The following is a 23,422-nucleotide window of genomic DNA, read 5'->3' as shown; positions in this document are numbered from 1 at the left end:
TCCTATGCCGTCCGTCCAAAGTTTATAATTCTTTAATGATGGTCAGATGCAGTTCATCTTTTAGTTCCAGATCATAAGGTGAGGCAGGCTCCCGGCCGTCAGCTTCCTTAATGATACGGATACGCGGCCGATGCAGGGCAAGCTCACTGTTATGAGAGACTACACCAACTTGTCCAGAGCTAAGCAAAACGGTAGTAGCAACCGGATAGATAGAGATATGTTTGCAGAACAGCTTAATGAGATCAAAGTCAAAGTAAGTATTGCCTGCAGCAAATAGAAACTCAATTGCCTCCGATGGCGTATGCCGTTTGCGATGTGGCCTTGGTGAGGTGAGTGCATCATAGACATCTGCAATCCCTACGATCTGGGCATACATATGAATCTCATCCTTCTTCAGCCGGCGAGGATAACCTGAGCCGTCATAACGTTCGTGATGCTGGAGTGCGCAATGGGCCGAAACGATAGAAATATCATGATATTTCCGTAAAATATCAAAGCCTTCCTTCGTATGGCTCTCCATAATAACACGTTCATCAGCCGTGAGAGGACCTTCCTTCTCAATCAGCTTTTGCGGGATCTTCGTCATGCCGATATCAAATAAGAGCGCTCCAATTCCAAGCTCCTCTAACTGATTACGATTATAGCCCTTTGCTATTCCCATAACCCCAGCGAGCACAGCAACGTTCACGGAATGATGAAATAAATAGGCATCTGCCACATGTATATTAGTTAAATTCACCATCATATTAGGTCTGGCTGTTAAGTCGGTCATAATCTGACCAAACACCGAGCGGAATGTCCGTCCTAGGTCTGGAGCAATTGCACGGCCTTTCATGACAACGGATTGGTCTTTAAAAGAATTCATTGTCTTGTAGATCACTTCTACTGCTTGCCTGCGTGTCTCATCCCCGATCGAATCCTCAGGAATAAGATCCTCCGTCTTGCCGTCTTCAATATAAACAATATCAATGCCTAAATTTTGAAGCCGATTTATATAACGATCATTTAATTCTACCCCATCACCCAGCAGAACCCGTCCATTATCTTGAAATATCGGTTTAGCAAGCTTATCCCCAGGTTTGACCGATCCAATTTGCATTTTTCTCATCGCTCAGTCCTCTTTCGATCATACTCAATCACCTGTATAAAACCTATTTTATCAGATATTTTTTGGGCTGACTATCTTGAGGGAGGTCTATGTCACATGTAAAAAAACTCGGCATCTCAAGGTTGTATATCCTTCAAGATGCCGAGTAAGCTTTAGGCCAGCTTCCGCTTTACAATCCGGTTGCGTCCGCTGTATTTTGCTTCGTATAATGCCGCGTCGGCTTGAGCCAGCAGCTCTTTTAGAAAGGCCTTTGGATTATCAAGCGCACGCTGATCGAACTGCTCGACCGAAACGACGCCCATACTAATTGTCACATTCACCGTCTGGCTGCCATGTCCCGTCTTCACTTCATTCTGCTCTACGGACTCCTTGACCCTATCCGCGATAATATCAGCCTGCTCACGGTTCGTATGCGGCAGGTACACCGTAAATTCTTCGCCGCCATACCGGGCAAGAATATCGGCTGCGCGCAGTGTACTTCTGACCGCATCAACCGTTGCACAGATCACTTCATCCCCAACCAAATGTCCGTGCTTGTCATTAATGGATTTGAACAAATCAATATCAAATAGGAAGATGGAGAAAGGAATGCCGTGTTGCACGTTTACCGCAACCTCATGCTCAAGCTGCTGCAGCAAATACCGCCGATTGTAGCAGCCCGTTAAACCATCCGTAATAGCCATATGCTCAAGCATTTTATTCGCTTGGAACAGCTCATCCTGCATGATAAGCAGCTCATTGTTCCGTTCCTGCAGCAGCTCATTTTGCGAATTGGTCTCCTCTACAAGCATCCGCAGCTCGGTTACGTCATGGAAGGTTAACAGCCGCCCTAGCAGCTCTTTTTTCTTCTGGCTTAATATAGGTGCAGACTGCACAATAATAAAACGATAATGACCGTCACTTAGAAGCGCTACCTCAAGCTCCTGCCGTTCCATCGGCCGCTTGCCCTGCTCTTCCAGAAACTCGTCAAATTCCTTCTTAATATGATTAGGGAAATGAACGGTTAATGCATAGGGTGTGAACTTCTCGCCAATGCGAAGCTTTAAGATCGACTTCATCGCTTTGTTGAATTCAAGTACGGTCCCGCTTTCATCCAGCACAATAATACCGGTGGAGATCGTGTTCATTACGTCACGCTGTACAATTTGAATGATGTCGAATACGCGGTGTCTAGTAATGGCGTGTACGAGGTAAACAGCAGATAAGGTAATCCCCACCGAGAAGATGGAGAAATACGAGGAAAAATAATGAATAAAGATAATATTTACTAGGAAATCACCTAGTCCAAACAACACAAGAACGAAAATACCGTTCATTGCTGTCTTGACCAGCATTTGCTGCCTGACAGAACCGCCACGACGGATCGAATAGCCCATCACGATTAAAGATACCAGAATATACGTGAACAGCTGAACAATCATATACCAGAATAAAGGACCACTCTGTTGCTGCTTTACGCCCAGATGTTCATTAATTGAGAGAAACAGCTCATTCGGATTCCATAGCACACAGACGACCGAAATTAAGGCCGGCAATGCCAGCATCATAATTCTGCGTGCTCGTATGACATTGGCTTGTCCCGTTAGAAACACGACGAAGATAAACCAGCCAACGCCAATAAGCGACAGCGATGCATACGAAGCAGAAAGATAAAAAAGCCTGTATGAAGAACCAGGCATAGTTTGAGCAATAAATTGAGTTAACGGCCACACGATAAGTATGAGATGCAAGACCAGGTAAATCTTGTGCAGCACGGTTATTGAACCAACAGCAAACACGTAAAAAAACAAACCGAGCAGTACGAGGAACATGCTAAAATCCAGCCACATCATCGATTCCAATACGGTTCACCCATCCATTGACTATCCATCTATTACCATTGTAGCAAATGTTTTTTCAATCGACAATTACTTCCATAGGTCTAGATCATTATTTTTTGACATCCGCGTCGGTTTTGGTAGGCCATAGGTCCGATAACATATGCTCTAATGAAGGGGATAAATGTAGGAAGCTGCGGAACTGCTCATACTGCTCCCATTTATCCTTCGATGCTGTCTGTCCGCTGCGCACTGCGCGAATAAGCAGATTTTTTGGTGTATGCTCCGGATCAACAAACTCCAGCATTTGCACTTTATAGCCAAGCACTTCAAGCAGCGTACCTCGTGCTGCATCCGTTGCAAGAGCAGCGAAACGCTCCTTAAGCAATCCCTGTGACAGAATCGGAGCAAGCACATCACTTTGAACCTGCTTGAACAATTCATGCTGGCAGCATGGAACTGACATAATAACGGAAGCTCCCCAGTTCACAGCCTTGGCAAGCGCAGCATCTGTTGCCGTATCACAGGCGTGCAGCGTCACGACCATATCCGCCTCGCTTAACTCCTCGTAATCAGCAATATCCCCTACAAGGAATTTCAGCTTGTCGTACCCAAGCTTATCGGCAAGCTGCTGGCAAAAGGCGATAACATCTGCCTTCAAATCAAGCCCGATGATAGAGATCTCCCGCTTCTGCTCTACCGCAAGCAAATGATATAAGGCAAACGTTAAATAGGATTTGCCGCAGCCAAAATCAACGATCGTCAGCGGTTTGTCCTTAGGAAGGCTCGGAAGCACATCCGTAACCATCTCCAAGAATCGGTTGATTTGCCGGTACTTGTCCTGCTTCTTTGCATGGACAGCACCATCGGCTGTCATAATGCCAAGCTCCACAAGAAACGGAGCCGCCGTTCCTTCGGCGATGACGCGGTTCTTTTGACGGTTATGCTGCATATCCGCCGCTTTAACACTGCCTGTTGGCGCCTTGCTAAGCAGCGTGGCTTTTCCCTTCTTATTGAACAACAGCTGGAGATCCGCCTTAGTTGTTTTGAACAACGCCTGCTTGTAGTCACCTTCTAGCAGCTCGATAATTTTGGCTCCTGCCAGATCCGGCAGTACATTCTCATGTGTTACTTTATTGCTATAGTGGTATTCGAACTGCAGGTGAAGTCCGTTCTTCAGCTGTACCGGACGCACGATTGTTTTCGGAGCCGCTGCCCCATCCTTCCGGCGCAGCTGACTAAGCGTACCTTGCAGCAGCTCTCCCTCTTCAACTACCTTGCTAATATTCTGCTGCCATTCTTCTGTCATTCGTACATTCACTCCTAATAATACTAACCGGCTCTATTTGGACACCAGTGCATGTAATCCGTGTTCGACTTCCTCGCGAGGCAATCCGCCTGCTTCCAGCTTTCCATCTTCACAAAACAGTAGGCGGCGGTAAAAAGCCTCCAATTCCTCTGACGTGGTTACGCCATCTTCCATCAGCTCATAGAGGACATCCTCAGCCCGATCGTACTGTCCTTCTCCCTCATGCCATTCCGCTTGAAGCTGCTTTGTATAAGAAGGCAGTTCATACGTTTTAAACCTTTCCAGCAGCTCCTCTGCTTCTTTCGAGGGGTTCGTGATTGTCGGTTCAGCGTCAACAAGCGACAGCCTCATGAAAAGCTGCAGCGCCTTTAATCCAGACACAAAGCTGGCGTCATCATTTCCTGTCTCAGCATGAAGGTCCGACTCTTGCTTGAGCGTGACCGCAATGGCTTGAATCTTATCCGTCTCAATTACACCATTCGTTGTAAGTACAGCCATCAGATCCTTATCGGACAAGGAGCGAATCAGCTTGCCGCTAATGCCAAACCTTTTATCCAGGAACTCATCTATAACAAGAAGTGCTTCCTGATGCTTAAGCTCCTTCTTCAGCTGCAGGATTTGCCCTACTGCTTCTGTCATTTGCTCGATCATATTCATTAAGTAATCACGACGAAACATCCGCTTCCCCACCCTCTCAATTAGCCAAGCTTCTTAATAAAGCCCAAGACTGCCTCTGAAAAAGCCTCCGGCTGCTCGATCATTCCCATATGTCCTGCATCAGCCAGCTTCACTTGAGTAACATGGCTTCCTTCAACAATAAACGTGCGCTCGGCAGGAATAATCTGATCCTGCTCGCCAGCAAGAAGAAGGAGCGGCAATGCCGTCTGCTTCAGCACCTCTGTGCGGTCAGGACGGACCTTCATCCCTTTTGCAGCACCAATAGCTCCAGCAGAACTTGTCCCCTTGCCGATGGCAATTGAGCGCTCCACTTGCTCTGCCATCGCAAGTTTATTATCCGGTGAATAAAGTTTTGGAACGAGGCCTTCTACAAACGAAGCCACACCATCCTTCTTAATAGCCGCGACAGCATTATCGCGATTTTCCTTGGCTGCATCCCCATCCGGCAGCGAAGTCGAGTGAACCAAGCCAAAAGCAGACAGCCTTTCTGAATAGCGCTCAGCAAAGGCTAAGGCGATATATCCGCCAAGCGAATGACCAAGAACACAGGCATTGGTTATTTTCAACTGATCCAGCATGGCAGCTAGATCATCGGCATACAATTCCATAGCGTTCGTCTCTTCCGTTCCGGTCTGATCCGAAGAACGGCCATGTCCGCGCAGATCCAGCGCAATAATGCGGGCTTCTTCACCTAGCGATGCCACGACTTGTTCCCAGTAAGCTGAGCTTCCGCAATAGCCGTGCAGCAAGACAACCACAGGTTTGTTTGCATCCAAAGAGTCATAATAAGCTAACGAAACACCGTTTGGCAGTGTCACCGATTGATTTGCTATGGACAATTGATTCATCATATATCCTCCTTATTATTCACACTATACTATGGTAGTACGAAAAGCCTCCTGCCAAGCTTTATCCACTGACTCCACAACCACTTCAGCCATTTGCATCACGGCATAAAGTGAAGTCGTTTGCAGCGTCATGTAAGGCTTATGACTGCTTGCATTCACGACACCAGCAATACTGTAATGTCCAACTGCCGGTAATTTGGCACCTGTCGCCTGACCTGGTGTAAGAGGACCCTCTGCCGTAATAAATCGTCCAATGGACTGCGGCTTTCCAAGGCAGGCATCAACCGCTATGACAACGGCATGCTCTTCTGATTGCTTCACAGCCTCTCTCACCCGGTGTGCATCACATGGCTGCTTCAAGGTCCCAATGACATGAGGCCAGCCGCGTTCCACCAGCTTCGATCCGACCAAAGGGCCAAAGCTGTCTCCAGTGGAACGGTCCGTTCCGATACATAGGAATAGAATCTGGCTGCGGTCAGGATGCCTTGTTGCGACTTCTGCCAAAAAACCGTGCAGGCTTTCCGTTCCAGTATCCGGTATGTCGCCTGTCTTCTCTAACATCAATACACCTGCTTTATGTTGTTCGTTGTTTGCTCTCATTGTACCCGAATCAAGAGGTAAGGTTCAATTTACAGGCATGGGCTGCGTGAAATATGTTACAATGACGGAACAATACAAGTTTAATCTGCTTTTTTCGCACACATGGAAAGGGGACTATATATGGTCAATCTGGAAGAACCAACTCAGCAAAATGTTGAATTTATGATCGAAACCATTAAAACAAAGCTTAGAATGGCGACAGCTGCAGCCATGCAGGCTTCTCACTTTAACGTTGATCAATACGAGGATATCCGCGAATTGTATGAGGTCGTTGCTTCGAAAGAAAAATTCAGTATCAGCGAAGTAGAAGCGCTTGTGTCAGAGCTCGGCAAACTTCGCGGCAAATAGCAGGAGATCAGGAAAGCACCGGGCAGCTACATTCGCCCGGTGCTTTCTGTGCTATTAGACTTAAGGAAAAAGCCCGCATCCCTAGAATTGTGTAAATCTGTCACGAAAAGTTAGTTTCTTAATTACAATAATTACCACTAACAGTCAGTATATAGCATTTTTCGACAAATGATTTAAACATTAAAAAGAGCTCCCTTATGTCTATTAAGGAGCTCCTCAAATGTTCATTATTCGTTTGTTTCTTCCGCTTGGGACGTTGCTGTCTCCGCCGATTCAATGGTCAAACTGATCTGAACCTGTTTCTGTTCACCCTTCAAGAAGAAGGCCAGACGTTCCAGCTTCTCCGCCAATTCTGAACCTGTAAGCGCGGTGTTCAACTGGTAGTTAAACCGGTCTGCAGGCTGATCTTCTTGCTGAGCATACGCTGGACGACCTCTCCATGCGCGTTCCTTGGATCCGCCTTGCTGCACTAACAATTGATCTTGCATCGGATAAAACTTGTCCGATTTATTGACAACCCGCTCATAAATACGAAGCTTCTTCAGAAGCATATAATATTGCGCGGAATGCTTGAAGTTCCAAGCCTCACGAATATCCTTCAGCGTGTAATCCATCTTCCACCGCTTCAGCTTCTCAATCTGTTCCTCGGCATTCAATTGCAAGAAATCATCTAATGGCATAATTGCTTCCGGCATATTGACCCCTCCGTTCAACCAAATTCAGATACACCTTTTAAGAAAAAGAACACGTATCTTTCAATAAATATATACTAATGCGAATAGTTTATATTTTCATATAAAAAATACCATAATTTTTTTCGTTTTACAAATTAATTTCTTTACAGATTTCTAGAATTTGCACATTCCTCATATGCGAAAGCCGCCATACTGTCCGAAATAGACAATACGACGGCTAATAAAGTTAAATTAAGCTGGTTTCAAGCCAAAATCAGCTAGGAAACGTTGGAATGCCGCATTTCCTTCTTCCGTTTGTTTGAATACGCCAGCGTCCTTAAGTACATCAGAAAACTTGGCACCGGTCTCGCTTTCCACGATCGCCTGTGCCTGCTCTTCCGAGCATGTTGTGCCGTAACGGGATAAAAGCGATTCAATCCACTCAGCATGAAGGCGAAGCGGATGGTTCGAACTGTGCAGCTCATCATGTACTGCAGCTGTCGCTCCAGTCAGGTAACCTGCAATTTGCTCCAGCTCGGACTTCAGTCTGCCCGGCAATACCGCCAGACCCATAACCTCGATCAGGCCGATATTTTCTTTCTTAATATGATGCAAATGCTGATGCGGATGGAAGATACCCATCGGATGCTCTTCGCTTGTCCGGTTGTTACGAAGGACCAGATCAATCTCGTAAATGCCGTCATCAAGCAGTCTTGCAATTGGTGTAATCGTATTGTGCGGCGTACGGGAGCCATCGCTGCTCTCGGTAAAAGCCAGGACGTCGGCAGCTTCATCGCTGTAGCCGCGCCATGCATCAAGCATACGGCAAGCCGCCTGCAGCACATCGTCTTTGGTAGCGCCATTCACACGTACAACCGACATTGGCCAGTTCACGATACTGAAGCGAACGCCTTCAAGCGTCGGATCAATAAATGAAGCTACTGCTTTTGCTTTCTCCATCGGGAAGGTATGTCTTCCTGCTTGGAAATGGTCGTGGCTCAAGATCGAGCCGCCAACGATCGGCAGGTCGGCATTCGAACCGATGAAGTAATGCGGGAATTGCTCAACGAAATCAAGCAGACGCTTGAAGGTACCATGAGAAATAACCATAGGCTCATGCGCGCCTTTAAAGACGATGCTGTGCTCGTTGTAGTACACATACGGCGAGTATTGGAAATACCATTGCTGGTTATCCAGTGTCAATGGCAGAATGCGCAGATTCTGGCGACCTGGATGATCGGCACGGCCAGCATAACCAACGTTCTCTGCACAGAGCAGACATTTCGGATAATGAGCCTGCGGCAGCGTTTTAAGCAGCGCAATTTCCTTCGGATCTTTCTCCGGTTTGGACAAGTTGATTGTAATCTCCAGCTCGCCATGCTCGGTTTCATGCAGCCAATATTTATTTTTGCGGATGCGATCCATCCGAATGTAGTTCGAATCAATGCTCAGCTTATAAAAAGCGTCCGTTGCCGCCTTGATGCCTGCTTCCGCAGTGGTCCGGCGGAAAGCCGCTGCCGCCTCGGAAGGGCGCGGCATAAGCAGCCCCATAATGCGGGCGTCGAGCAGATCACGGTAAGTCAGAATATTATCTTCGATCAAGCCGATCGAATAGCCGTAATCAAGCAGCGGCTCAAGCAGCGATACCGGGCTGTCCAGCTGTTCATCAGGGATGCCGCCTTCGTAAGGCTCCGTGAAGCGGAATAAGTCAAGCAAAGCATTCCGCGAAGCGCTCACATCAAGTGGTTCAATCATCCCTTGGTTAAGCGCGAACTGGACAAGCCTCTCGATAAGGACGAGCGCTTCCTCTGAGCTAACCAGAGTCTTTTCTTTGTCTGTCATGATGTAAAAGCTCCTCTCCATTCCTAACCGGGCAGCTTAGCCCTTGTAGCCGTTAGGATGATTGACATGCCAGTTCCAAGCGCTGCGGATAATATCCTCCAGGTTGTCGCGCGATGGTTTCCAGCCGAGTTCTTTGCGTGCACGCTCGGAGGAAGCAACAAGAGTAGCAGGATCACCTGCACGGCGCGGCTCAATGACTGCTTTAATCTCACGCTCGGTAACTGTACGGGCAATCTCGATTACTTCTTTGACCGAGAAGCCTTGGCCGTTGCCGAGGTTGTAGATCGCGCTGTCAGCACCTTCACGCAGCTTATCAACCGCAAGAACATGGGCGTCTGCCAGATCACTCACATGGATGTAGTCACGGATACAAGTACCGTCTGGCGTAGCATAATCATCGCCAAATACCGAGATATGAGGACGTTGACCAAGTGCAGCCTGGAGCACGATTGGAATCAAATGGGTTTCAGGGCTATGGTCTTCACCGATTTTGCCGCCAGCATGTGCGCCTGCTGCGTTGAAATAACGAAGCGATACGAATTTGAGGCCATGAGCCACATCGAACCATTTCATCATTTTTTCCATCGCCAGCTTCGTTTCGCCGTAAGTGTTCGTTGGAAGCGTACGGTCGAATTCATCAATCGGCACATTCTCTGGCTCGCCATAAGTTGCTGCTGTAGAAGAGAAGACGATTTTCTTCACATCATGCTCGATCATTTTCTCTAGCAGGCATAGCGTACCGTACACGTTGTTGTGATAATATTTGGCAGGGTTTGTCATGCTCTCGCCAACCAAAGAGTTCGCTGCGAAATGGATGACCGCATCGATATTGTTCTCTTTGAAGACAGTCTCCATAAAGTCTGCATCACGCAGATCACCTACATACAGTTTGCCGCCAGTTACTGCCTCGCGGTGACCTTGCTGCAGGTTATCAACAACAACGATCTCTTCGCCGCGCTCTGCAAGTGCTGCTACGGCATGCGAACCGATATAGCCCGCTCCTCCGGTTACTAATACTGCCATTCTCCTCATCCCACTTTCTCTATTTGTCTGTTATCTATTTAGGTTAATCACCATTGTTTTAGAGCTGTTCAACACCATTGCCGATGCTGCAAACATAGAAGTCAGGCGTAAGTCCTGTTGCTTCTGTATATTTGCGTCCTACTTCTTCCTTGAAGCGTTCAATGCTGTCTTCATGAACAAGTGATACCGTACAGCCGCCGAAGCCTGCACCTGTCATACGCGAGCCTAGAACACCTGGAACCTGGCGTGCAGCAGCAACCATTGCATCAAGCTCAGGACCTGTTACTTCATATAAATCACGGAGCGAATCATGTGAGCCGTTCATGTATTGACCAAATGTCGCCAGGTCATTTTCTTTAAGTGCATCCATCGAGCGAAGTACGCGGTCGATCTCTTCCACAACGTGCTGTGCGCGGTTGCGTACAACATCGTCTTTGATCAGATGCTTATTGCTATTAAACTGCTCCAGGTTGATTTGACCTAGAAGCTTCAGTTCAGGGAACGCAGCTTGCAGATCAACAACTGCTTGCTCACATTGCGCACGACGCTCGTTATAAGCAGAGTCTACAAGGCCGCGGCGTTTGTTCGTATTACCGATCACAAGCTTGTAAGCACCGGATTGGAATGGAACGAGTTGATATTCAAGCGTGTCGCACATAAGCAGAATAGCATGATCTTTCTTGCCGTTAGCAACAGCGAACTGGTCCATGATTCCACATTGTACGCCGTTGAATTCATTCTCCGATTTCTGCGACAGCAGAGCGATTTCAACCGTGTCGGTCGGTTGACCTTCCATTGTAAGCAGAGCAAATGCTGTTACCACTTCGATAGATGCCGAAGAGGACAAGCCTGCGCCATTCGGAATCTCACCGTGGTAGAGCAAGTCATAACCGCTGCTGAACGTAATGCCTTTTTGCTGAAGCTCGTAAACGATGCCCTTCGGATAGTTCATCCAGTCATCCGCTTCATCATATACGATCGTGTCGATCGAAAGGGACTTGGAGGAAGGGAAGTTTGTTGTTGCGAGACCAAGCTGACGGTCATCACGTTTGCGGACAAGCAGTGTTGTACCAAATGTAAGTGCGGCAGGGAATACATAACCGCCATTGTAGTCGGTATGCTCGCCAATCAGATTAACGCGTCCAGGTGCATGGAAAGCTTTGATCTCAGCGTCTTCTCCGCCGAATTGCTGTATAAATTGTTGTGTAAGCTGCTCGATAGATGCCATGCTTGCAACAGTCCTTTTTTGTATAATTTATGAAGCCTTTGTTCTTCTTCAGTATACCTTAACCATTCGTCTGAACAAAATGGCGCAAAATGCTTTTCACATGGATTTATGTGACTTTTAGAGACCGGTAGAGCATGATATGATGGTGCTATCCGATACCTTACCCTAAAGGCAGGTGCTGCAGCAATGAGGCAAGATACGTATAAAGTAGCTTCAAACCCCGTTATTACATACAACGAGCATATGAACGTATTGTTTGCAGGAGAAAGTCAAACCAAACCATCCCACCAGCGGGGACCTAAAGTATATGATTTTTACCTCATGCATACGGTACTTGAAGGCAAAGGGGAGTTTACCTGTAGTGGAACGAGCTATTCCCTGCAGGCAGGACATACCTTTCTGATTGAACCGGAGCAGCTTGTCAGCTACATGTCCGATTCAGATGAACCCTGGTTGTACCGCTGGGTTGCCTTTAATGGTCCGCAGGCCGCCGAGCTTGTGCAAGCCGCAGGATTTTCAATAGCTAATCCCGTTACCGAGACGTCGCAGATCAGACGTGTTGGTGTTTTATATAACAGTATTTTCAGCGTCTTCCGTAAGAGTGAGCCTGCCGCGCATATGAAAGCAGCCGGTTACCTGCAGCTCCTGCTTGCTGAATTTTGCAGTGTGTATCAGATGTCAGAGGATAACACAGCACTAGCTCGTGTAGATGACAGCGATAAACTGATGCAGCAAATGATCCATTACCTCTCCACGCAATATGCACAGCCCGTCTCCATCGAACAGATGGCAGAATCGTTTGGCTACAATCGTGCTTATCTTTCACGTTTATTCAAACGGTATACAGGCGTGTCGCCAATTACCTTCCTGCTCAATCTTCGCATTGACAAAGCACGTCAAATGATACGTGAACGTGAAGGACTCACCATCGAGCAGATTTCAGCTTCTGTTGGACTTCAAGATTCGCTGTATTTTTCCAAACAATTCCGGCGCCTCTATGGCTTATCCCCGTCCGCTTACCGTGAATCCATGCGTCAAATGAAATCTTAATGGGTAAACAAGGGTTAGTCCAAATTTGGACATATTAACGGGTGAGGTGATCATAATGAAGGAGCTGCATACCGGTCATTTGTTCTGGCCGACAACTTTGGAGCAGCATAAGACTTACCCTGCACTCTCAGAGGGGTTAAAGGTGCAAGTCGCTGTTATTGGAGGCGGGATGTCCGGCTCTATATGTGCTTACTTACTGACGCAAAGCGGCATTTCAACGGCGATATTGGAAAGGAATACAATCGCTGGCGGCAGCACTTCCGCTAATACAGGATTACTGCAATTCTCTAACGATGTCATGCTTTGTGATTTAATTGATCAGATCGGCAAACAGGCTGCTGTGCAATTTTACTCCGCTTGTGTAAAAGCCGTGCGGGAAATTGGAGAAATTGCCGCTAAACTTTCAATTAATTCGCATTTTCTTCCAAGAAGCAGTCTCTATTACGCAAGCTCGGAACAGGAGCTCCCTAAGCTTCGAAAAGAGTATGAGGCTTTGCGTCAGAATGGCTTTGACGTCGACTTCTGGGAGCCTGATACCATCTCAAAGCATTTTCCCTTCCGGCGTCCAGGAGCTATTATAACGAACGGTGATGCAGAGATTAATCCATTTCGATTTATTCATGGGGTTGCTGTTGCTGCCGCTGCAGGAGGCGCACATATTTATGAAGATACGGATGTGGTATCCCATGAGCGAACAGCTGATGGCAAGCATCATTTAAAGACTGCTAGTGGCCGTGAGATTGAAGCGGATAACGTTATCTACGCCATTGGGTATGAGCCCGAAGAGCTTCGTGGCAAGTTAATCAAACCTATACTTAACCGCTCGTTTGCAGCGGTAACGGCTGTGCAAGACAAGGATAAGCTGCTGCATTGGCATGAACAGATGTTTATTTGGGAAACCGCAAGACCTTATCTGTATATGCGCACGACAATGGAAGGACGCGTCATTATTGGTGGGCTAGATGAAGAGGTAGAGCATCCCATAGATGGAGTACGGGAGCGCAGCAAACGAATAAATAAGTTATATGATAAGCTTACCGCTCACTTCCCGATGCTGGATACTCCCTTTGAGTATGAATGGAGTGCCACTTTTGGAGAATCACGTGACAACCTTCCTTTTGTCGGAGAAGACCCCGCCATTCCAGGTGTTTATTATTGTTTAGGTTATGGAGGCAATGGTTCTGTCTACAGCATGATTGCCTCTCATATCATACGTGATCTCATTTCAGGACGTAGTCATCCGCTTGCCGATATTGTTGGACTCTCTCGTCCTACTCTTCAATAATAAAGAAGGGATTCGACACTTGGTCGAACCCCTTCTTTCATGTCTGTCACGGTCAAGAGCCTGTAAATATTCGGGAAGCTCCATTCTGTCTATATATTCCCTCAGCAATACCAAGTCGGGACAAGTCAGGTCCGCCGTCCTTATCAAGAAGGGATTTGCTATCATCCGTATCGATGACAACTAATGTTGCACCTTCCCTTATGGAATCCCTGCAAGAGGAGGCTTCTTGTTCATCAAGCCCAAGTGCGATTAAGGCGCCATGAATCCGATCTTCATCACCAATGATGAAATCTCCCGTCAAGTTACCGCCAATGGCTGTGAGCCCTGCGGCCGCAAATCCCGGATTCCATGATCCGCCCCCCGTAAGTCCAATAGCCGGAATAGCCGCCGCTGCAGCCCATTCCTGTCCACGGCTACCGTCTCCTTCTTGCCCGCTTATTGTCGAAGCCAGCTCCTCCAGTTCATCAACATGGACGTCGCTTTCCGCTTCAATACGCCGGGAATGTTCGCCGTCCTTGGCGATAATCTTCATTTCCCCTTGGACGAAACCCGCTTGCTCCAAAGCATTAATAGTATCGATAACTTCCTGTTGTGACGCAAAAGCGCCGATAATTTTAGCCATCGCTTTTGTCCTCCTTTAACTTCTTTCTAGGTAGTTATACCCTTAATAAGCAGCAATCAATCTCCCCTTACAGGAAGGTTGTGTAAGTACGCCGTTCGGGGTATGATGAAGAGTAAGCGACAAGGAATTCGGAATTAAGACAATAATGGTCAGGAGGCAAGTCGATGATTCATCGGATGCTCCGCTATCCCGCCAAATGGGAATGGCATGTTCTCCAGCTCGAACGTCCTCAATTGGAGACGGCTGAAGAGCTGCCAAAGCGTAAAGACAATCGAAAAAAGGCCGACTCGTCAAGAGCATCTATGACCTTCATCACGCCCCAAGAGACTGACGAGGCCGACGACGAACTTAAGGCTAGCAAACAGCTGCTGCCCGAATGTGCAGGTTGGCTCGATGAATGCTGGGACAGAGCGGCGAATCAAGTAACTATTACGCATTCAGCCAAGCAAGGAACAATCGTATCCGGCACCCTCATGCTCCAGGCATCTGAGCAGCAAACCGATGTTCAGCCCTTTCATTTCTGGCTGACAGAAGACAAGCTTGTCACTCTGCATAGCGATCTGCGCCTGATGATCCGCCTGCAAACGGATATCGTTGCCTCTCGCCTTACAGATTGCAATACAGCGCCAGAAGGCCTGTTCGTTATGCTGGGGCATTTGCTTGAGCCCTTCCATGAAGGACTCGACGGCTTTGAGACACGCCTTGGCGAGCTCGAGCAATCAATGCGTATATCGAACCGAACTGGGCTTCTTGATGTTATATTTGAAAGACGTTACGATTTATTGCACTGGAGCCATCTCTTTATTCCCATTAGAGAGCTATACGGTGCCGCGCAAGAGGCCTATATGGATACACTCACTGATACGGATGTATTTAAGCGCACAACTCATAAGCTAGACCGCATCGAATCACTGCTGAAACATTACGCTCTCGAGATCGACACCCTTATCTCCATGGATGATGCCTTATCCAGCTTCCGGGGCAATGATATTATGAAGACACTGACGATCTTCACGGTTATCTTTACACCTGCGACCGTCATCGGTGCCCTCTGGGGAACGAACTTTAATCCGCTCCCATGGGACACCCACCGGCTGGGCTTTATCGGTATGTGCGTCGTCGTCTTAATCATTACGCTGCTCATCTATTTATGGCTGTGGCGAAAAGGCTGGACCGGCGATCTACTTACCGGACGTGAATCTAATAAGAAGAAGCATGCACGCATTTTGATGCTTGAAGAGCCTGCCAAGAGCGAAATAGAACTGGATATTTCAACACTGTCGCGTAAGAAACGGACCAAATCCGTTTAATTACTCATCTGCGATGGTGAAGCTGTTCTATAATATCCGCCACTAAATCGGATATCTGTATAATAACTGCATCCGCTTCGCCGCGTTTTCTGACGGACACATTTCCTGCTAACTGCTCCTTTTTCCCAACAACAATCATATATGGTACTTTCTCAAGCTGGGCAATCCGAATTTTGTTGCCCAGCTTTTCGCTGCGCGTATCTACCTCCACATGAACCCCTGCACGAATAAGCTCCGCTTTTACCTGTAACGCATAATCAAGCTCATACTCCGAGACAGGGAGAATCTTCGCTTGAACCGGAGCCAGCCAGATCGGAAATGCCCCGCTGTAATGCTCAATCAGAATGCCAATGAATCGATCAAGCGAGCCATATACCGCACGATGAATAACAACCGGCCGCTGCTTCTTATTGTCTTCTCCAATATAGGATAGATCAAACTTCTCTGGCATTTGGAAATCAAGCTGGATAGTACCACATTGCCAGCTTCTCTTTAACGCATCCACGATATGAAAATCGATTTTTGGTCCATAAAAGGCCCCGTCCCCTTCGTTAATCCGATAATGCATACCATGGGCTTCAAGCACGTTCTGCAGCGACTGCTCAGCTGCATCCCACAGCTTATCCGAACCCATATAATCGTCTGGCCTCGTCGACAACTCCACGGAATAGGAGAAACCAAACACCTTATAAACCTCATCGATTAAAGCCATCACTTTTTCGATTTCCACTTCAATCTGATCCGGCCGGACAAACAAATGTGCATCATCCTGGCAAAACGTCCGTACCCTCATCATGCCGCCTAATGCCCCCGATAGCTCATGGCGATGCACTTGTCCGAACTCTGCCAGCCGAATTGGCAGCTCCCTATAGGAGCGAAGAGCATTTTTGAAAATGAGCATATGCCCCGGGCAGTTCATAGGCTTTAAGGCAAATTCAGCCTCATCCACCTTAGTGAAATACATATTGTCCTTGTAATGATCCCAATGCCCCGACTGCTCCCACATCCGCTTGTTCATCATGAGTGGAGTGCGTACCTCTTCGTAATCATTAAGATTTAACAGCTCTCTAGAGAAGTTCTCTAAAGCGGTACGCAGCACCATACCTTTAGGCAAATAAAACGGCATACCCGGCGCTTCCTCCGAGAACATAAACAACTCAAGCTCTTTTCCCAGTTTCCGGTGATCGCGTTTTTTCGCTTCGTCCAACTGATACAAATAGTCTGCAAGCTCTGTTTTAGTCAAGAATGCAGTGCCGTAAATACGCTGCAGCATTGGATTGTTCGAATCGCCACGCCAGTAAGCTCCTGCTACACTAAGCAGCTTAAATGCCTTGATCCGCCCAGTTGAAGGCAAATGGGGTCCACGGCATAAATCTATAAACTCCCCTTGCTCATAGATACGAATAACCTCATCATCTGGCAATTCTTGAATGAGCTCCAGCTTCAGCGGTTCCTCGCGCTCTGTGAATAAGGAGATCGCTTCTTTCCTGCTAATCACTCTACGTGTGATTGGCAAGTTCTCCTGAATGATTCTGCTCATTTCCTGTTCAATTGCTTCAATGTCATTGGTCGAAAGAGGCTCAGCAAGCTCCATATCGTAATAAAAACCATCTTCGATGACAGGTCCAATCCCAAGCTTTACAACCTTGCTGCCATATAAGCGTTTGATCGCCTGCGCTAATACATGAGCCGTACTATGACGGTATATCTGAAGCCCTTCCGGACTGTTCTGAGCAATCAGGTCGATTCTGCTGCCATTACAGGCCGGCTCAGTCAAATCGGTGATCGTTCCGTTGATTGCCCCCGCTACTATCGTTTTTTTCCAATTGGCATCCACTGATTCCGCAATTTGCGCGATCGTTGTGCCTTGCACATACCTCCCATTTGTTCCGCCTGGCCTTACAACATGAATCTCCATCTTTGCTCCTCCATTTCTCATGATTTTTGTGAACGCAAAAAAAACGCAGCTCTCCCTGCAAGGGACGAGTGCGTTCTGCTCGTGGTTCCACCCTAATTCCATCCTGTGCTAGGCACGAGGATGCTTCATTGGAATCCGCTAACGAGGATGAATCGGCGATCGCTTACTGCCGTATTCCGTTCAGGAATTACGGGTTCAACGTCACAGCTGCAAAGGGGTAATCTACGCCATGTCACCGAAGAAGCTTACAGCCAGGGCTTCTCTCTCTGAGCGGCTATTGTGATCGCGATCATGTCTTTGGTCATTGCCTGTGTATGAAATTAGTAATATACTACCTCGTTTTATTTTCAAAAGTCAATAGGAACTAGTTACCCTTAGAGACGCCCAAACATACTATACATAATCAGCCCATGGAAAGAGCGGAGGGATATCGGAAATGGCAAAAACAACGAGAAGGAGTAATACACCTTCACTCCCACGGCCAATGAGACAAGGCCAGCCGCAGCAATTTGATCTCCGCATCGCTATTTTTCTAGCCGGTATTGCTGGACAGACTTACTCCCAATTTGAGAATAAGGATGGCCTTTTTCTTGTTCCACGTGATTACCATCTAGTCGGGGATTTCTCGGCTAAAGCTTATGGCGATTTCGAACACCGATTTGGCTTTGTGCTGCAATCCGAGCGTTCCTCCGTACTTGCTTTCCGCGGTTCTGGCTCGGCTGTTGACTGGGTGTCCGACTTCATCGCCCAGCAAACCACTTATCGTCCAGTTAAAAATGCCGGGCAAACCCATAAAGGTTTTACCGATATCTATACCTCGGCCCGTTCTCAGGTATTGGATCTCGTCAATCAGCTGCCACCAGATAAACCGTTATTTATTACCGGCCACAGCCTTGGAGGAGCACTCGCAACGCTCGCTGCACTTGATATCGCTGTTAATACAGCTTTCACCGCACCTATTGTCTACACCTTTGGTGCTCCGCGTGTTGGCGATCCACGATTCATCCGGCTCTATAACAATACCGTTGAGACCCATTGGCGGCTGCAAAATGAATTTGATATCGTTCCTCACTTGCCGCCGCTCGTATACCAGTCACCGGATACAAATAAGACATATTACTATATGCATGTAAAAGGCGAAGTCAAACGGGCCTTCCGGATGGGCTCTGTCTCCGGCAACCATATCTTAAGCAGCTACTTTGCCGATTTATGCAGCGAGGAACCGCAATTTGCAACAGCGATCTGCTCGGAGCCGCCCGGCTGGTGTCCATTGCCTGGATAACAAACAAAACTCCGCATATGAAGCGGAGTTTTGCTCTGTGATTAAACAGATTAGGACCAGGACTGCAGAAGCCAATTGCGTACCCGATTAATGGTTTTATCCAAATTACATACTTCATCCTGATCGACATAAGGTGTCTGATGACTGAAATAATGGGCATGTCCGCCGATTAACGGAATCCCTTCAACAATAGCAGGAGAATATTTATACCTGTTCCAGTGCGGAACAGATGAGCCTTCTGATGTCCAGCCTCCCCAGGTTCCAATCCGGCTGATTGGATCGCTAAGCTTCCCTTCCTTATCAACGGAATGGAAGAAACATACCTTATCCCTCAGCTCAGGATGAATCGGAATCCGCGGCGAGCCAACCTGTACAATACGGAAGTTCCGGTTCAAACGCTGTTGATGCAGCATTTTTCCTGCTTGATAAGCGGCTGCTCCGCCCCCGCTATGCCCGATAAACAGCATCGGTTCATCTTCGCCCTGCATCGTTTCCTTCACCTGCTGGAATGCGGCGCGTCCGCCTATCCGTCCAATGGACATCCGATTTGTTAAGTCAGTGCCAACCTCGACAATTTGCCGGTAAAGATTACGGCTGGCATCTCCATAAGGGTGCAGAATGTGAATAATCGGCTCACGACCGTCCGCCCGAAACATTCGGTCAAGCTGATTCCGGCATTCATCAAAGTAGCCTTTGGTCGTTGCAACGCCAGCAAGCAGGTAAATCCGTATGGAAGAGCCGCTGATCGCTGTCATGATTCATCCCTCCGTTCATGCTGTGTTAATGGAATTGTGTACTTTCATTATGCGGGGGGACAAGCGATTTCATTCCTGAATATAGATGTGAATTCCATTCCAGTTTATCTGATAGCCAAGTTCTTGGGAAACCGTCAACAAAGGCAGTGCATTAATCTCCCGCCATAATGGGAATAAACCGTTTATTTTGTAACCGCTCCATATTTTATGCGGAAGGAAAGGCACACGCGCCACTCTTACCATCTCCCCGTCCCATCTGCTTAATTGAACCGTCCCGTCCTCGAGCATCTCCACATCAGCTTGCAGGATCTGACTGAAAAAAGCTTGATCCACGTACAGCTCCCCATCCTGTTCGAACACATGTCCCCGGTAAGTGAAAGGCTGGGTAACTTTGGCCCGTGTTCCTCCAGCTTCTTCGGACAGGCTGCTTAAATAATAAGAACTGGAGATGGCTTGTTGATAAACATCCTTAAGCTGCTGTTCATTTGTTATGGAATAATCATTGATACGTCGTGTCTCGTTTTGTTCTGTAATATTGTTCACATCAAAATAAAACACCGCCTTCACCCTCGGATAAAGCTCTGGCAGATTGGCGTATAACCGTTTTATTTTTGAAGCGGCATATTCAATATCCTTGATCCCATCGGTCGTCGTGAAATGGGTAACGCCAAACTCCGAAAGCTGAATTGGCTTAGTCCGGCTAAATCGGTTATAGACATAATCGATCATCTGTAAAGGGTCTTCGAATTCGGACGGCTGCCGTATATCTCCATTATGATACCTAACATTGTAGATGTTAAGTCCAACCCAATCGACGTAATCATCACCCGGGTAATAAGCCTCAATAGGTCGTTCAGGTACATTCAGCACCGTCCAGACCATTGCCGTCTTTGGCGCTCTTTTTTCGAAGATGTCATGCACCATACGCCAGGTTTTTATATAGAGATCCGGATCCCCGCTGTAATTCGTCCATGTTCCGTTCATCTCAGAAGCAAACCGGAGAAAGAGCGGCACATTCGCCTCACGTGCGGCATCAGCAAAGCCATGCAAATAGGCATCATCCTTTACTTCTGCCAAGCCATGATTTGGCTCCCAGGCAATATGCGGGAATGCGCCTTCAGCCTTCACTTCTTTCACCCATTCGGAAGGGAACGGCTCTCCATAACCAACATATTTGAAAAAGCTGGCATGTGTTTTGCCCGTGGCTTGGTTGAATTCCGCCATACTGTTATGAATCAGTGGATTTTGCAGCACATACGCTCCCAAATAAGCGCCTCTTACAGGCTCTATTTTCCCAAGCGTATAATTCGGATGCGTGGATGTGACATGGATCGTCCACTCCGAATAGCTTACATCTTCCCCCTCCGCAGCCGCATAAACACTTGCATCAGCAGGTGGACGATGCAGACTGGCAGCGCTGCCCGCTCCCTCCATCATGCAGAGAAATGCACATGCCAGCATAAGCCCAATCAGCTTGCGGCGGCGATTCGATAACCAATAGCTCAGCAGCGGAACCTCCCCCTCTTCTTATTCACAGGATTAGGCAAAGGAGAGGCAAATATACGTATCTAAACGAATGAAAAAGACTGTCTTCCTCTAGTCAAAATTTGACTAGCGGAGACAGCCTCTGCATGTTTTCATTAAACGCCCATTTTTTTACGTTGGTTGTTTACTTTTTTAGTGTTTTGGCTCTTCATAGCCTGCGTGGTCGTCGCTTGATGCTTCTGACCGGCTACTCCGTTTTGCCCTTGCTTCTTCTGTTGAAGCAGCTGCTTCGCACGCTCAGCTTGTGTAAGCGGCTTTGCTTGCTGCTCCTGAGCCTCATTATGTTCATTGGCGGACATATGATCACCTCGCTTTATTGTACTCAGCATAACAAGTGAGACGTCAATCGGCAAGCCCCCTGGCTGGTACTTTGCGAAGTTGTATGATGCTGACTCGCATCAGAATGACCACAAGCACCAAAAGCTGTGGAATTGTCGCCTCCCAAGTTGGGTAGACACCTAAGAAACTAATAGTCGTGAGAGACCCCGACGAATGAGCTGGCAGCCACGAGGCAACCTGAAGAGAGTGAATACTTTCGCCAAGGAAGCGGACAACCAGATAATAGATTAAAGCTGAAGCAACAAGGAAGAACGGCCGAATTGGCAGCTTCGCACTAAATCGGATGATGGCAAAGCCAATGATCAACAGGAGCACGAAAGTTACAACTATCCCAAGAATCATTTGAATCGGATCAATAGAACCTGCCATTCCGATATAAAAGATCGTCGTTTCGGCTCCTTCACGCAGGATCGCTAGACCAGAGACGATAAACAATGACCACAAGCTGCCTTTCGCCAAAGCATTGCTCATACGATCATCAATAAATTTGTTCCAAGCCTGCAAATTTGACTTCTTGTGGAGCCAGTTGCCAACGGAAAGCATCAGCAGTACAGAGACAAGGCCGGTAATCCCCTCCATCGCTTCACGGGTACTGCCCGCTGTCGCTTCTGCAATAACCGTTGTTAACACAACTGCTAACCCGATACTTAAGAGCAGACCGGTCCATACCCCCGACCATACCCAAATATTTTTCGACTGATTGTCTGTGCGCTTCAGGTAGGCAAGCAGGGCAGCTAAGACGAGAATCGCTTCAAGCCCTTCCCGCAGCAAAATCATCCCTGCATCCCAAGCCGTATACTTGGCCTCTGAGGTCATTGGCTCCAACCGGTTACGGATTTGCTCAATAACAGTCTCCGCCTTATCCGGTGACGGCGAGGCGGCCAGCAGATATTTTGAGACGTCGGTCATTTTAATCTCGATATCCTGATACGCTGCTGCTGAGCGGATCTGCACCTGACCTTCAACTGATGGCCAGCTGCTGATGAACGACTGCATCTGCCCATCTGCTTCCTCATAATGGCTCGCAGCTATATCTTTGGATGCTTGATTCAGCATGCTAATTAAGTCAGCAATCGTTAGGTCATCAGAAGAAGAATCGCTAGACGAGGCTGCGATTTTCCCATCCTTGTAATCCTGAATGAGGGAAATGAAGGTAGTCGTATGCGCCTGTGCATCTTCCGCCCGCGGGGGCTCCGCTTGAAGCGCAATTCGAATCATGCTCATGTCTGTCTCAAGCTTGCCATAAACGTTAAAATTCTCACTGCGGATCGACTGCTCAATTGGCGGCCAACTGTCGTTGATTTGTTTGTAGATGGCATTCGCCTGCTCCCACTGCCCGCCTTGAATGCTGCTAAGCAGCTTTTTCGCTAGCGGCAGCAAGCTTGCTGCCGCGTCTTTACCAGACAAGACCGGCGCTTCCGCTGCTTTCTCGCTTTTCATAAATGTATTGAATGCTTTAGCTAATGCAGATAAAGACGCTTTGGCTTCATCCGGCTTATCTGCTGCTTGGTCAAGTGCTTCTGTTGCATGTGCAAGAGCAGAGGATACATCAGCAGAGTTCGCTGATGTCTTTGTCTTCAGCTGCTCCCAGCTCTCCTCAGCCTGTTTGATATGATCCTTAGCATCCTGCCAGTCACCTTGCCCGGCAGCAGCCAGTGCCCCGCCAACGAGCGGAAGCAGCTTATCAAGCTGATCGCTTGCTCCCGCTTCGGCTGCATATGCTGCCTGACTGAAACCGAACATGACAGAGGCTGCTCCGGCTCCAAGTCCAAACCACACGGCAAAGAAAAGAAGAACGATACGAAGACAACTCGTTATCCCCTTATGTGTTGCTGCCATTC

Annotated in this window: 21 protein-coding genes; 5 read left to right on the top strand and 16 right to left on the bottom strand. The window is 47.7% G+C overall.

What is annotated here, in order from left to right; genetic code table 11:
• Positions 1–22: 22 nt before the first annotated feature.
• The 6 genes from FHS17_RS28190 to yyaC all read right to left on the bottom strand — a co-directional run bounded on the left by FHS17_RS28190 (position 23) and on the right by yyaC (position 6,321).
• Positions 23–1,108 carry an HD-GYP domain-containing protein gene (locus tag FHS17_RS28190; protein WP_167282468.1) on the bottom strand — a complete coding sequence of 362 codons (1,086 nt, stop codon included), beginning with the start codon at positions 1,106–1,108 and terminating at the stop codon, positions 23–25.
• Between the two features lie 152 nt (positions 1,109–1,260).
• Positions 1,261–2,940: a histidine kinase N-terminal 7TM domain-containing diguanylate cyclase gene (locus FHS17_RS28185; RefSeq protein ID WP_243865589.1), complete on the bottom strand. Its 1,680-nt coding sequence runs from the start codon at positions 2,938–2,940 to the stop codon at positions 1,261–1,263.
• A 97-nt stretch (positions 2,941–3,037) separates the two neighbouring features.
• Positions 3,038–4,234, bottom strand: coding sequence for a class I SAM-dependent methyltransferase (locus FHS17_RS28180; protein ID WP_167282464.1), 1,197 nt, complete (start codon positions 4,232–4,234; stop codon positions 3,038–3,040).
• A 33-nt stretch (positions 4,235–4,267) separates the two neighbouring features.
• Positions 4,268–4,912: a DUF6483 family protein gene (locus tag FHS17_RS28175; RefSeq protein WP_167282462.1), complete on the bottom strand. Its 645-nt coding sequence runs from the start codon at positions 4,910–4,912 to the stop codon at positions 4,268–4,270.
• A gap of 20 nt (positions 4,913–4,932) precedes the next feature.
• Positions 4,933–5,763: an alpha/beta fold hydrolase gene (locus tag FHS17_RS28170; protein ID WP_243865584.1), complete on the bottom strand. Its 831-nt coding sequence runs from the start codon at positions 5,761–5,763 to the stop codon at positions 4,933–4,935.
• A gap of 21 nt (positions 5,764–5,784) precedes the next feature.
• On the bottom strand, positions 5,785–6,321 hold the full coding sequence (gene yyaC, locus FHS17_RS28165) for a spore protease YyaC (protein ID WP_167282460.1): 537 nt from the start codon (positions 6,319–6,321) through the stop codon (positions 5,785–5,787).
• Positions 6,322–6,480: 159 nt separating this feature from the next.
• Here yyaC and FHS17_RS28160 point away from each other — a divergent pair, with 159 nt between their 5' ends.
• A complete protein-coding gene (locus FHS17_RS28160; protein WP_167282458.1) occupies positions 6,481–6,708 on the top strand; it encodes a DUF1128 domain-containing protein in 228 nt (75 codons plus the stop codon).
• A gap of 227 nt (positions 6,709–6,935) precedes the next feature.
• Here the strand turns inward: FHS17_RS28160 and FHS17_RS28155 are convergent, their stop codons facing one another.
• The 4 genes from FHS17_RS28155 to FHS17_RS28140 all read right to left on the bottom strand — a co-directional run bounded on the left by FHS17_RS28155 (position 6,936) and on the right by FHS17_RS28140 (position 11,475).
• Complete coding sequence (locus FHS17_RS28155) at positions 6,936–7,403, bottom strand: hypothetical protein (protein WP_167282456.1); 468 nt, start codon at positions 7,401–7,403, stop codon at positions 6,936–6,938.
• A 231-nt stretch (positions 7,404–7,634) separates the two neighbouring features.
• Positions 7,635–9,224 (bottom strand): UDP-glucose--hexose-1-phosphate uridylyltransferase, encoded by a 1,590-nt coding sequence (locus tag FHS17_RS28150; RefSeq protein ID WP_167282454.1) that lies wholly within the window; start codon positions 9,222–9,224, stop codon positions 7,635–7,637.
• 36 nt (positions 9,225–9,260) lie between these two features.
• Entirely contained in the window at positions 9,261–10,247 is a 987-nt protein-coding gene (gene galE / locus FHS17_RS28145) for a UDP-glucose 4-epimerase GalE (protein WP_167282452.1), read from the bottom strand.
• A gap of 58 nt (positions 10,248–10,305) precedes the next feature.
• Complete coding sequence (locus tag FHS17_RS28140) at positions 10,306–11,475, bottom strand: galactokinase (RefSeq protein ID WP_167282450.1); 1,170 nt, start codon at positions 11,473–11,475, stop codon at positions 10,306–10,308.
• Between the two features lie 186 nt (positions 11,476–11,661).
• Here FHS17_RS28140 and FHS17_RS28135 point away from each other — a divergent pair, with 186 nt between their 5' ends.
• Positions 11,662–12,525 carry an AraC family transcriptional regulator gene (locus FHS17_RS28135; RefSeq protein ID WP_167282448.1) on the top strand — a complete coding sequence of 288 codons (864 nt, stop codon included), beginning with the start codon at positions 11,662–11,664 and terminating at the stop codon, positions 12,523–12,525.
• A gap of 55 nt (positions 12,526–12,580) precedes the next feature.
• A complete protein-coding gene (locus tag FHS17_RS28130) occupies positions 12,581–13,810 on the top strand; it encodes an NAD(P)/FAD-dependent oxidoreductase (protein WP_167282446.1) in 1,230 nt (409 codons plus the stop codon).
• A gap of 52 nt (positions 13,811–13,862) precedes the next feature.
• Here the strand turns inward: FHS17_RS28130 and FHS17_RS28125 are convergent, their stop codons facing one another.
• Positions 13,863–14,432, bottom strand: a complete 570-nt coding sequence (locus FHS17_RS28125) for a general stress protein (RefSeq protein ID WP_167282444.1) — start codon at positions 14,430–14,432, stop codon at positions 13,863–13,865.
• 164 nt (positions 14,433–14,596) lie between these two features.
• Here FHS17_RS28125 and FHS17_RS28120 point away from each other — a divergent pair, with 164 nt between their 5' ends.
• Positions 14,597–15,742, top strand: coding sequence for a magnesium transporter CorA family protein (locus FHS17_RS28120; protein ID WP_167282442.1), 1,146 nt, complete (start codon positions 14,597–14,599; stop codon positions 15,740–15,742).
• Between the two features lie 4 nt (positions 15,743–15,746).
• Here the strand turns inward: FHS17_RS28120 and thrS are convergent, their stop codons facing one another.
• On the bottom strand, positions 15,747–17,660 hold the full coding sequence (gene thrS, locus FHS17_RS28115; protein ID WP_167282440.1) for a threonine--tRNA ligase: 1,914 nt from the start codon (positions 17,658–17,660) through the stop codon (positions 15,747–15,749).
• Between the two features lie 436 nt (positions 17,661–18,096).
• On the opposite strand from thrS, the gene FHS17_RS28110 reads away from it, so the two are divergent.
• Positions 18,097–18,942, top strand: a complete 846-nt coding sequence (locus FHS17_RS28110) for a lipase family protein (protein WP_243865583.1) — start codon at positions 18,097–18,099, stop codon at positions 18,940–18,942.
• Positions 18,943–18,992: 50 nt separating this feature from the next.
• Here FHS17_RS28110 and FHS17_RS28105 read toward each other — a convergent pair whose 3' ends face one another.
• The 4 genes from FHS17_RS28105 to FHS17_RS28090 all read right to left on the bottom strand — a co-directional run bounded on the left by FHS17_RS28105 (position 18,993) and on the right by FHS17_RS28090 (position 23,420).
• The gene (locus FHS17_RS28105) at positions 18,993–19,697 is read right to left on the bottom strand and encodes a hypothetical protein (protein ID WP_167282438.1); all 705 of its coding nucleotides are present in this window, start codon (positions 19,695–19,697) and stop codon (positions 18,993–18,995) included.
• A gap of 69 nt (positions 19,698–19,766) precedes the next feature.
• Entirely contained in the window at positions 19,767–21,158 is a 1,392-nt protein-coding gene (locus tag FHS17_RS28100) for a glycoside hydrolase family 26 protein (protein WP_167282436.1), read from the bottom strand.
• A 179-nt stretch (positions 21,159–21,337) separates the two neighbouring features.
• A complete protein-coding gene (locus tag FHS17_RS28095; RefSeq protein WP_167282434.1) occupies positions 21,338–21,541 on the bottom strand; it encodes a hypothetical protein in 204 nt (67 codons plus the stop codon).
• A gap of 43 nt (positions 21,542–21,584) precedes the next feature.
• Positions 21,585–23,420, bottom strand: a complete 1,836-nt coding sequence (locus FHS17_RS28090) for an FTR1 family iron permease (RefSeq protein ID WP_167282432.1) — start codon at positions 23,418–23,420, stop codon at positions 21,585–21,587.
• Positions 23,421–23,422 lie beyond the last annotated feature (2 nt).

It is taken from the genome of Paenibacillus lupini, assembly GCF_011761355.1.
In the GTDB taxonomy this organism is placed as follows: Bacteria; Bacillota; Bacilli; order Paenibacillales; family Paenibacillaceae; genus Pristimantibacillus; species Pristimantibacillus lupini.
The sequence above is the reverse complement of the archived record's forward strand: the minus strand, read 5'-3'. Positions and strand labels throughout refer to the sequence as shown.

Excerpts from the sequence above, each read along its gene's own strand:
- FHS17_RS28155 (WP_167282456.1), bottom strand. The coding sequence starts at position 7,403 with ATGCCGGAAGCAATTATGCCATTAGATGATTTCTTGCAATTGAATGCC.
- FHS17_RS28140 (WP_167282450.1), bottom strand. The coding sequence starts at position 11,475 with ATGGCATCTATCGAGCAGCTTACACAACAATTTATACAGCAATTCGGC.
- FHS17_RS28185 (WP_243865589.1), bottom strand. The coding sequence starts at position 2,940 with ATGATGTGGCTGGATTTTAGCATGTTCCTCGTACTGCTCGGTTTGTTT.
- galE (WP_167282452.1), bottom strand. The coding sequence starts at position 10,247 with ATGGCAGTATTAGTAACCGGAGGAGCGGGCTATATCGGTTCGCATGCC.
- FHS17_RS28180 (WP_167282464.1), bottom strand. The coding sequence starts at position 4,234 with ATGACAGAAGAATGGCAGCAGAATATTAGCAAGGTAGTTGAAGAGGGA.
- FHS17_RS28120 (WP_167282442.1), top strand. The coding sequence starts at position 14,597 with ATGATTCATCGGATGCTCCGCTATCCCGCCAAATGGGAATGGCATGTT.
- thrS (WP_167282440.1), bottom strand. The coding sequence starts at position 17,660 with ATGGAGATTCATGTTGTAAGGCCAGGCGGAACAAATGGGAGGTATGTG.
- FHS17_RS28110 (WP_243865583.1), top strand. The coding sequence starts at position 18,097 with ATGGCAAAAACAACGAGAAGGAGTAATACACCTTCACTCCCACGGCCA.
- FHS17_RS28170 (WP_243865584.1), bottom strand. The coding sequence starts at position 5,763 with ATGATGAATCAATTGTCCATAGCAAATCAATCGGTGACACTGCCAAAC.
- FHS17_RS28135 (WP_167282448.1), top strand. The coding sequence starts at position 11,662 with ATGAGGCAAGATACGTATAAAGTAGCTTCAAACCCCGTTATTACATAC.
- FHS17_RS28105 (WP_167282438.1), bottom strand. The coding sequence starts at position 19,697 with ATGACAGCGATCAGCGGCTCTTCCATACGGATTTACCTGCTTGCTGGC.
- FHS17_RS28150 (WP_167282454.1), bottom strand. The coding sequence starts at position 9,224 with ATGACAGACAAAGAAAAGACTCTGGTTAGCTCAGAGGAAGCGCTCGTC.
- FHS17_RS28125 (WP_167282444.1), bottom strand. The coding sequence starts at position 14,432 with ATGGCTAAAATTATCGGCGCTTTTGCGTCACAACAGGAAGTTATCGAT.
- FHS17_RS28095 (WP_167282434.1), bottom strand. The coding sequence starts at position 21,541 with ATGTCCGCCAATGAACATAATGAGGCTCAGGAGCAGCAAGCAAAGCCG.
- FHS17_RS28100 (WP_167282436.1), bottom strand. The coding sequence starts at position 21,158 with ATGCTGGCATGTGCATTTCTCTGCATGATGGAGGGAGCGGGCAGCGCT.
- yyaC (WP_167282460.1), bottom strand. The coding sequence starts at position 6,321 with ATGTTAGAGAAGACAGGCGACATACCGGATACTGGAACGGAAAGCCTG.
- FHS17_RS28175 (WP_167282462.1), bottom strand. The coding sequence starts at position 4,912 with ATGTTTCGTCGTGATTACTTAATGAATATGATCGAGCAAATGACAGAA.
- FHS17_RS28130 (WP_167282446.1), top strand. The coding sequence starts at position 12,581 with ATGAAGGAGCTGCATACCGGTCATTTGTTCTGGCCGACAACTTTGGAG.
- FHS17_RS28190 (WP_167282468.1), bottom strand. The coding sequence starts at position 1,108 with ATGAGAAAAATGCAAATTGGATCGGTCAAACCTGGGGATAAGCTTGCT.
- FHS17_RS28090 (WP_167282432.1), bottom strand. The coding sequence starts at position 23,420 with ATGGCAGCAACACATAAGGGGATAACGAGTTGTCTTCGTATCGTTCTT.
- FHS17_RS28160 (WP_167282458.1), top strand. The coding sequence starts at position 6,481 with ATGGTCAATCTGGAAGAACCAACTCAGCAAAATGTTGAATTTATGATC.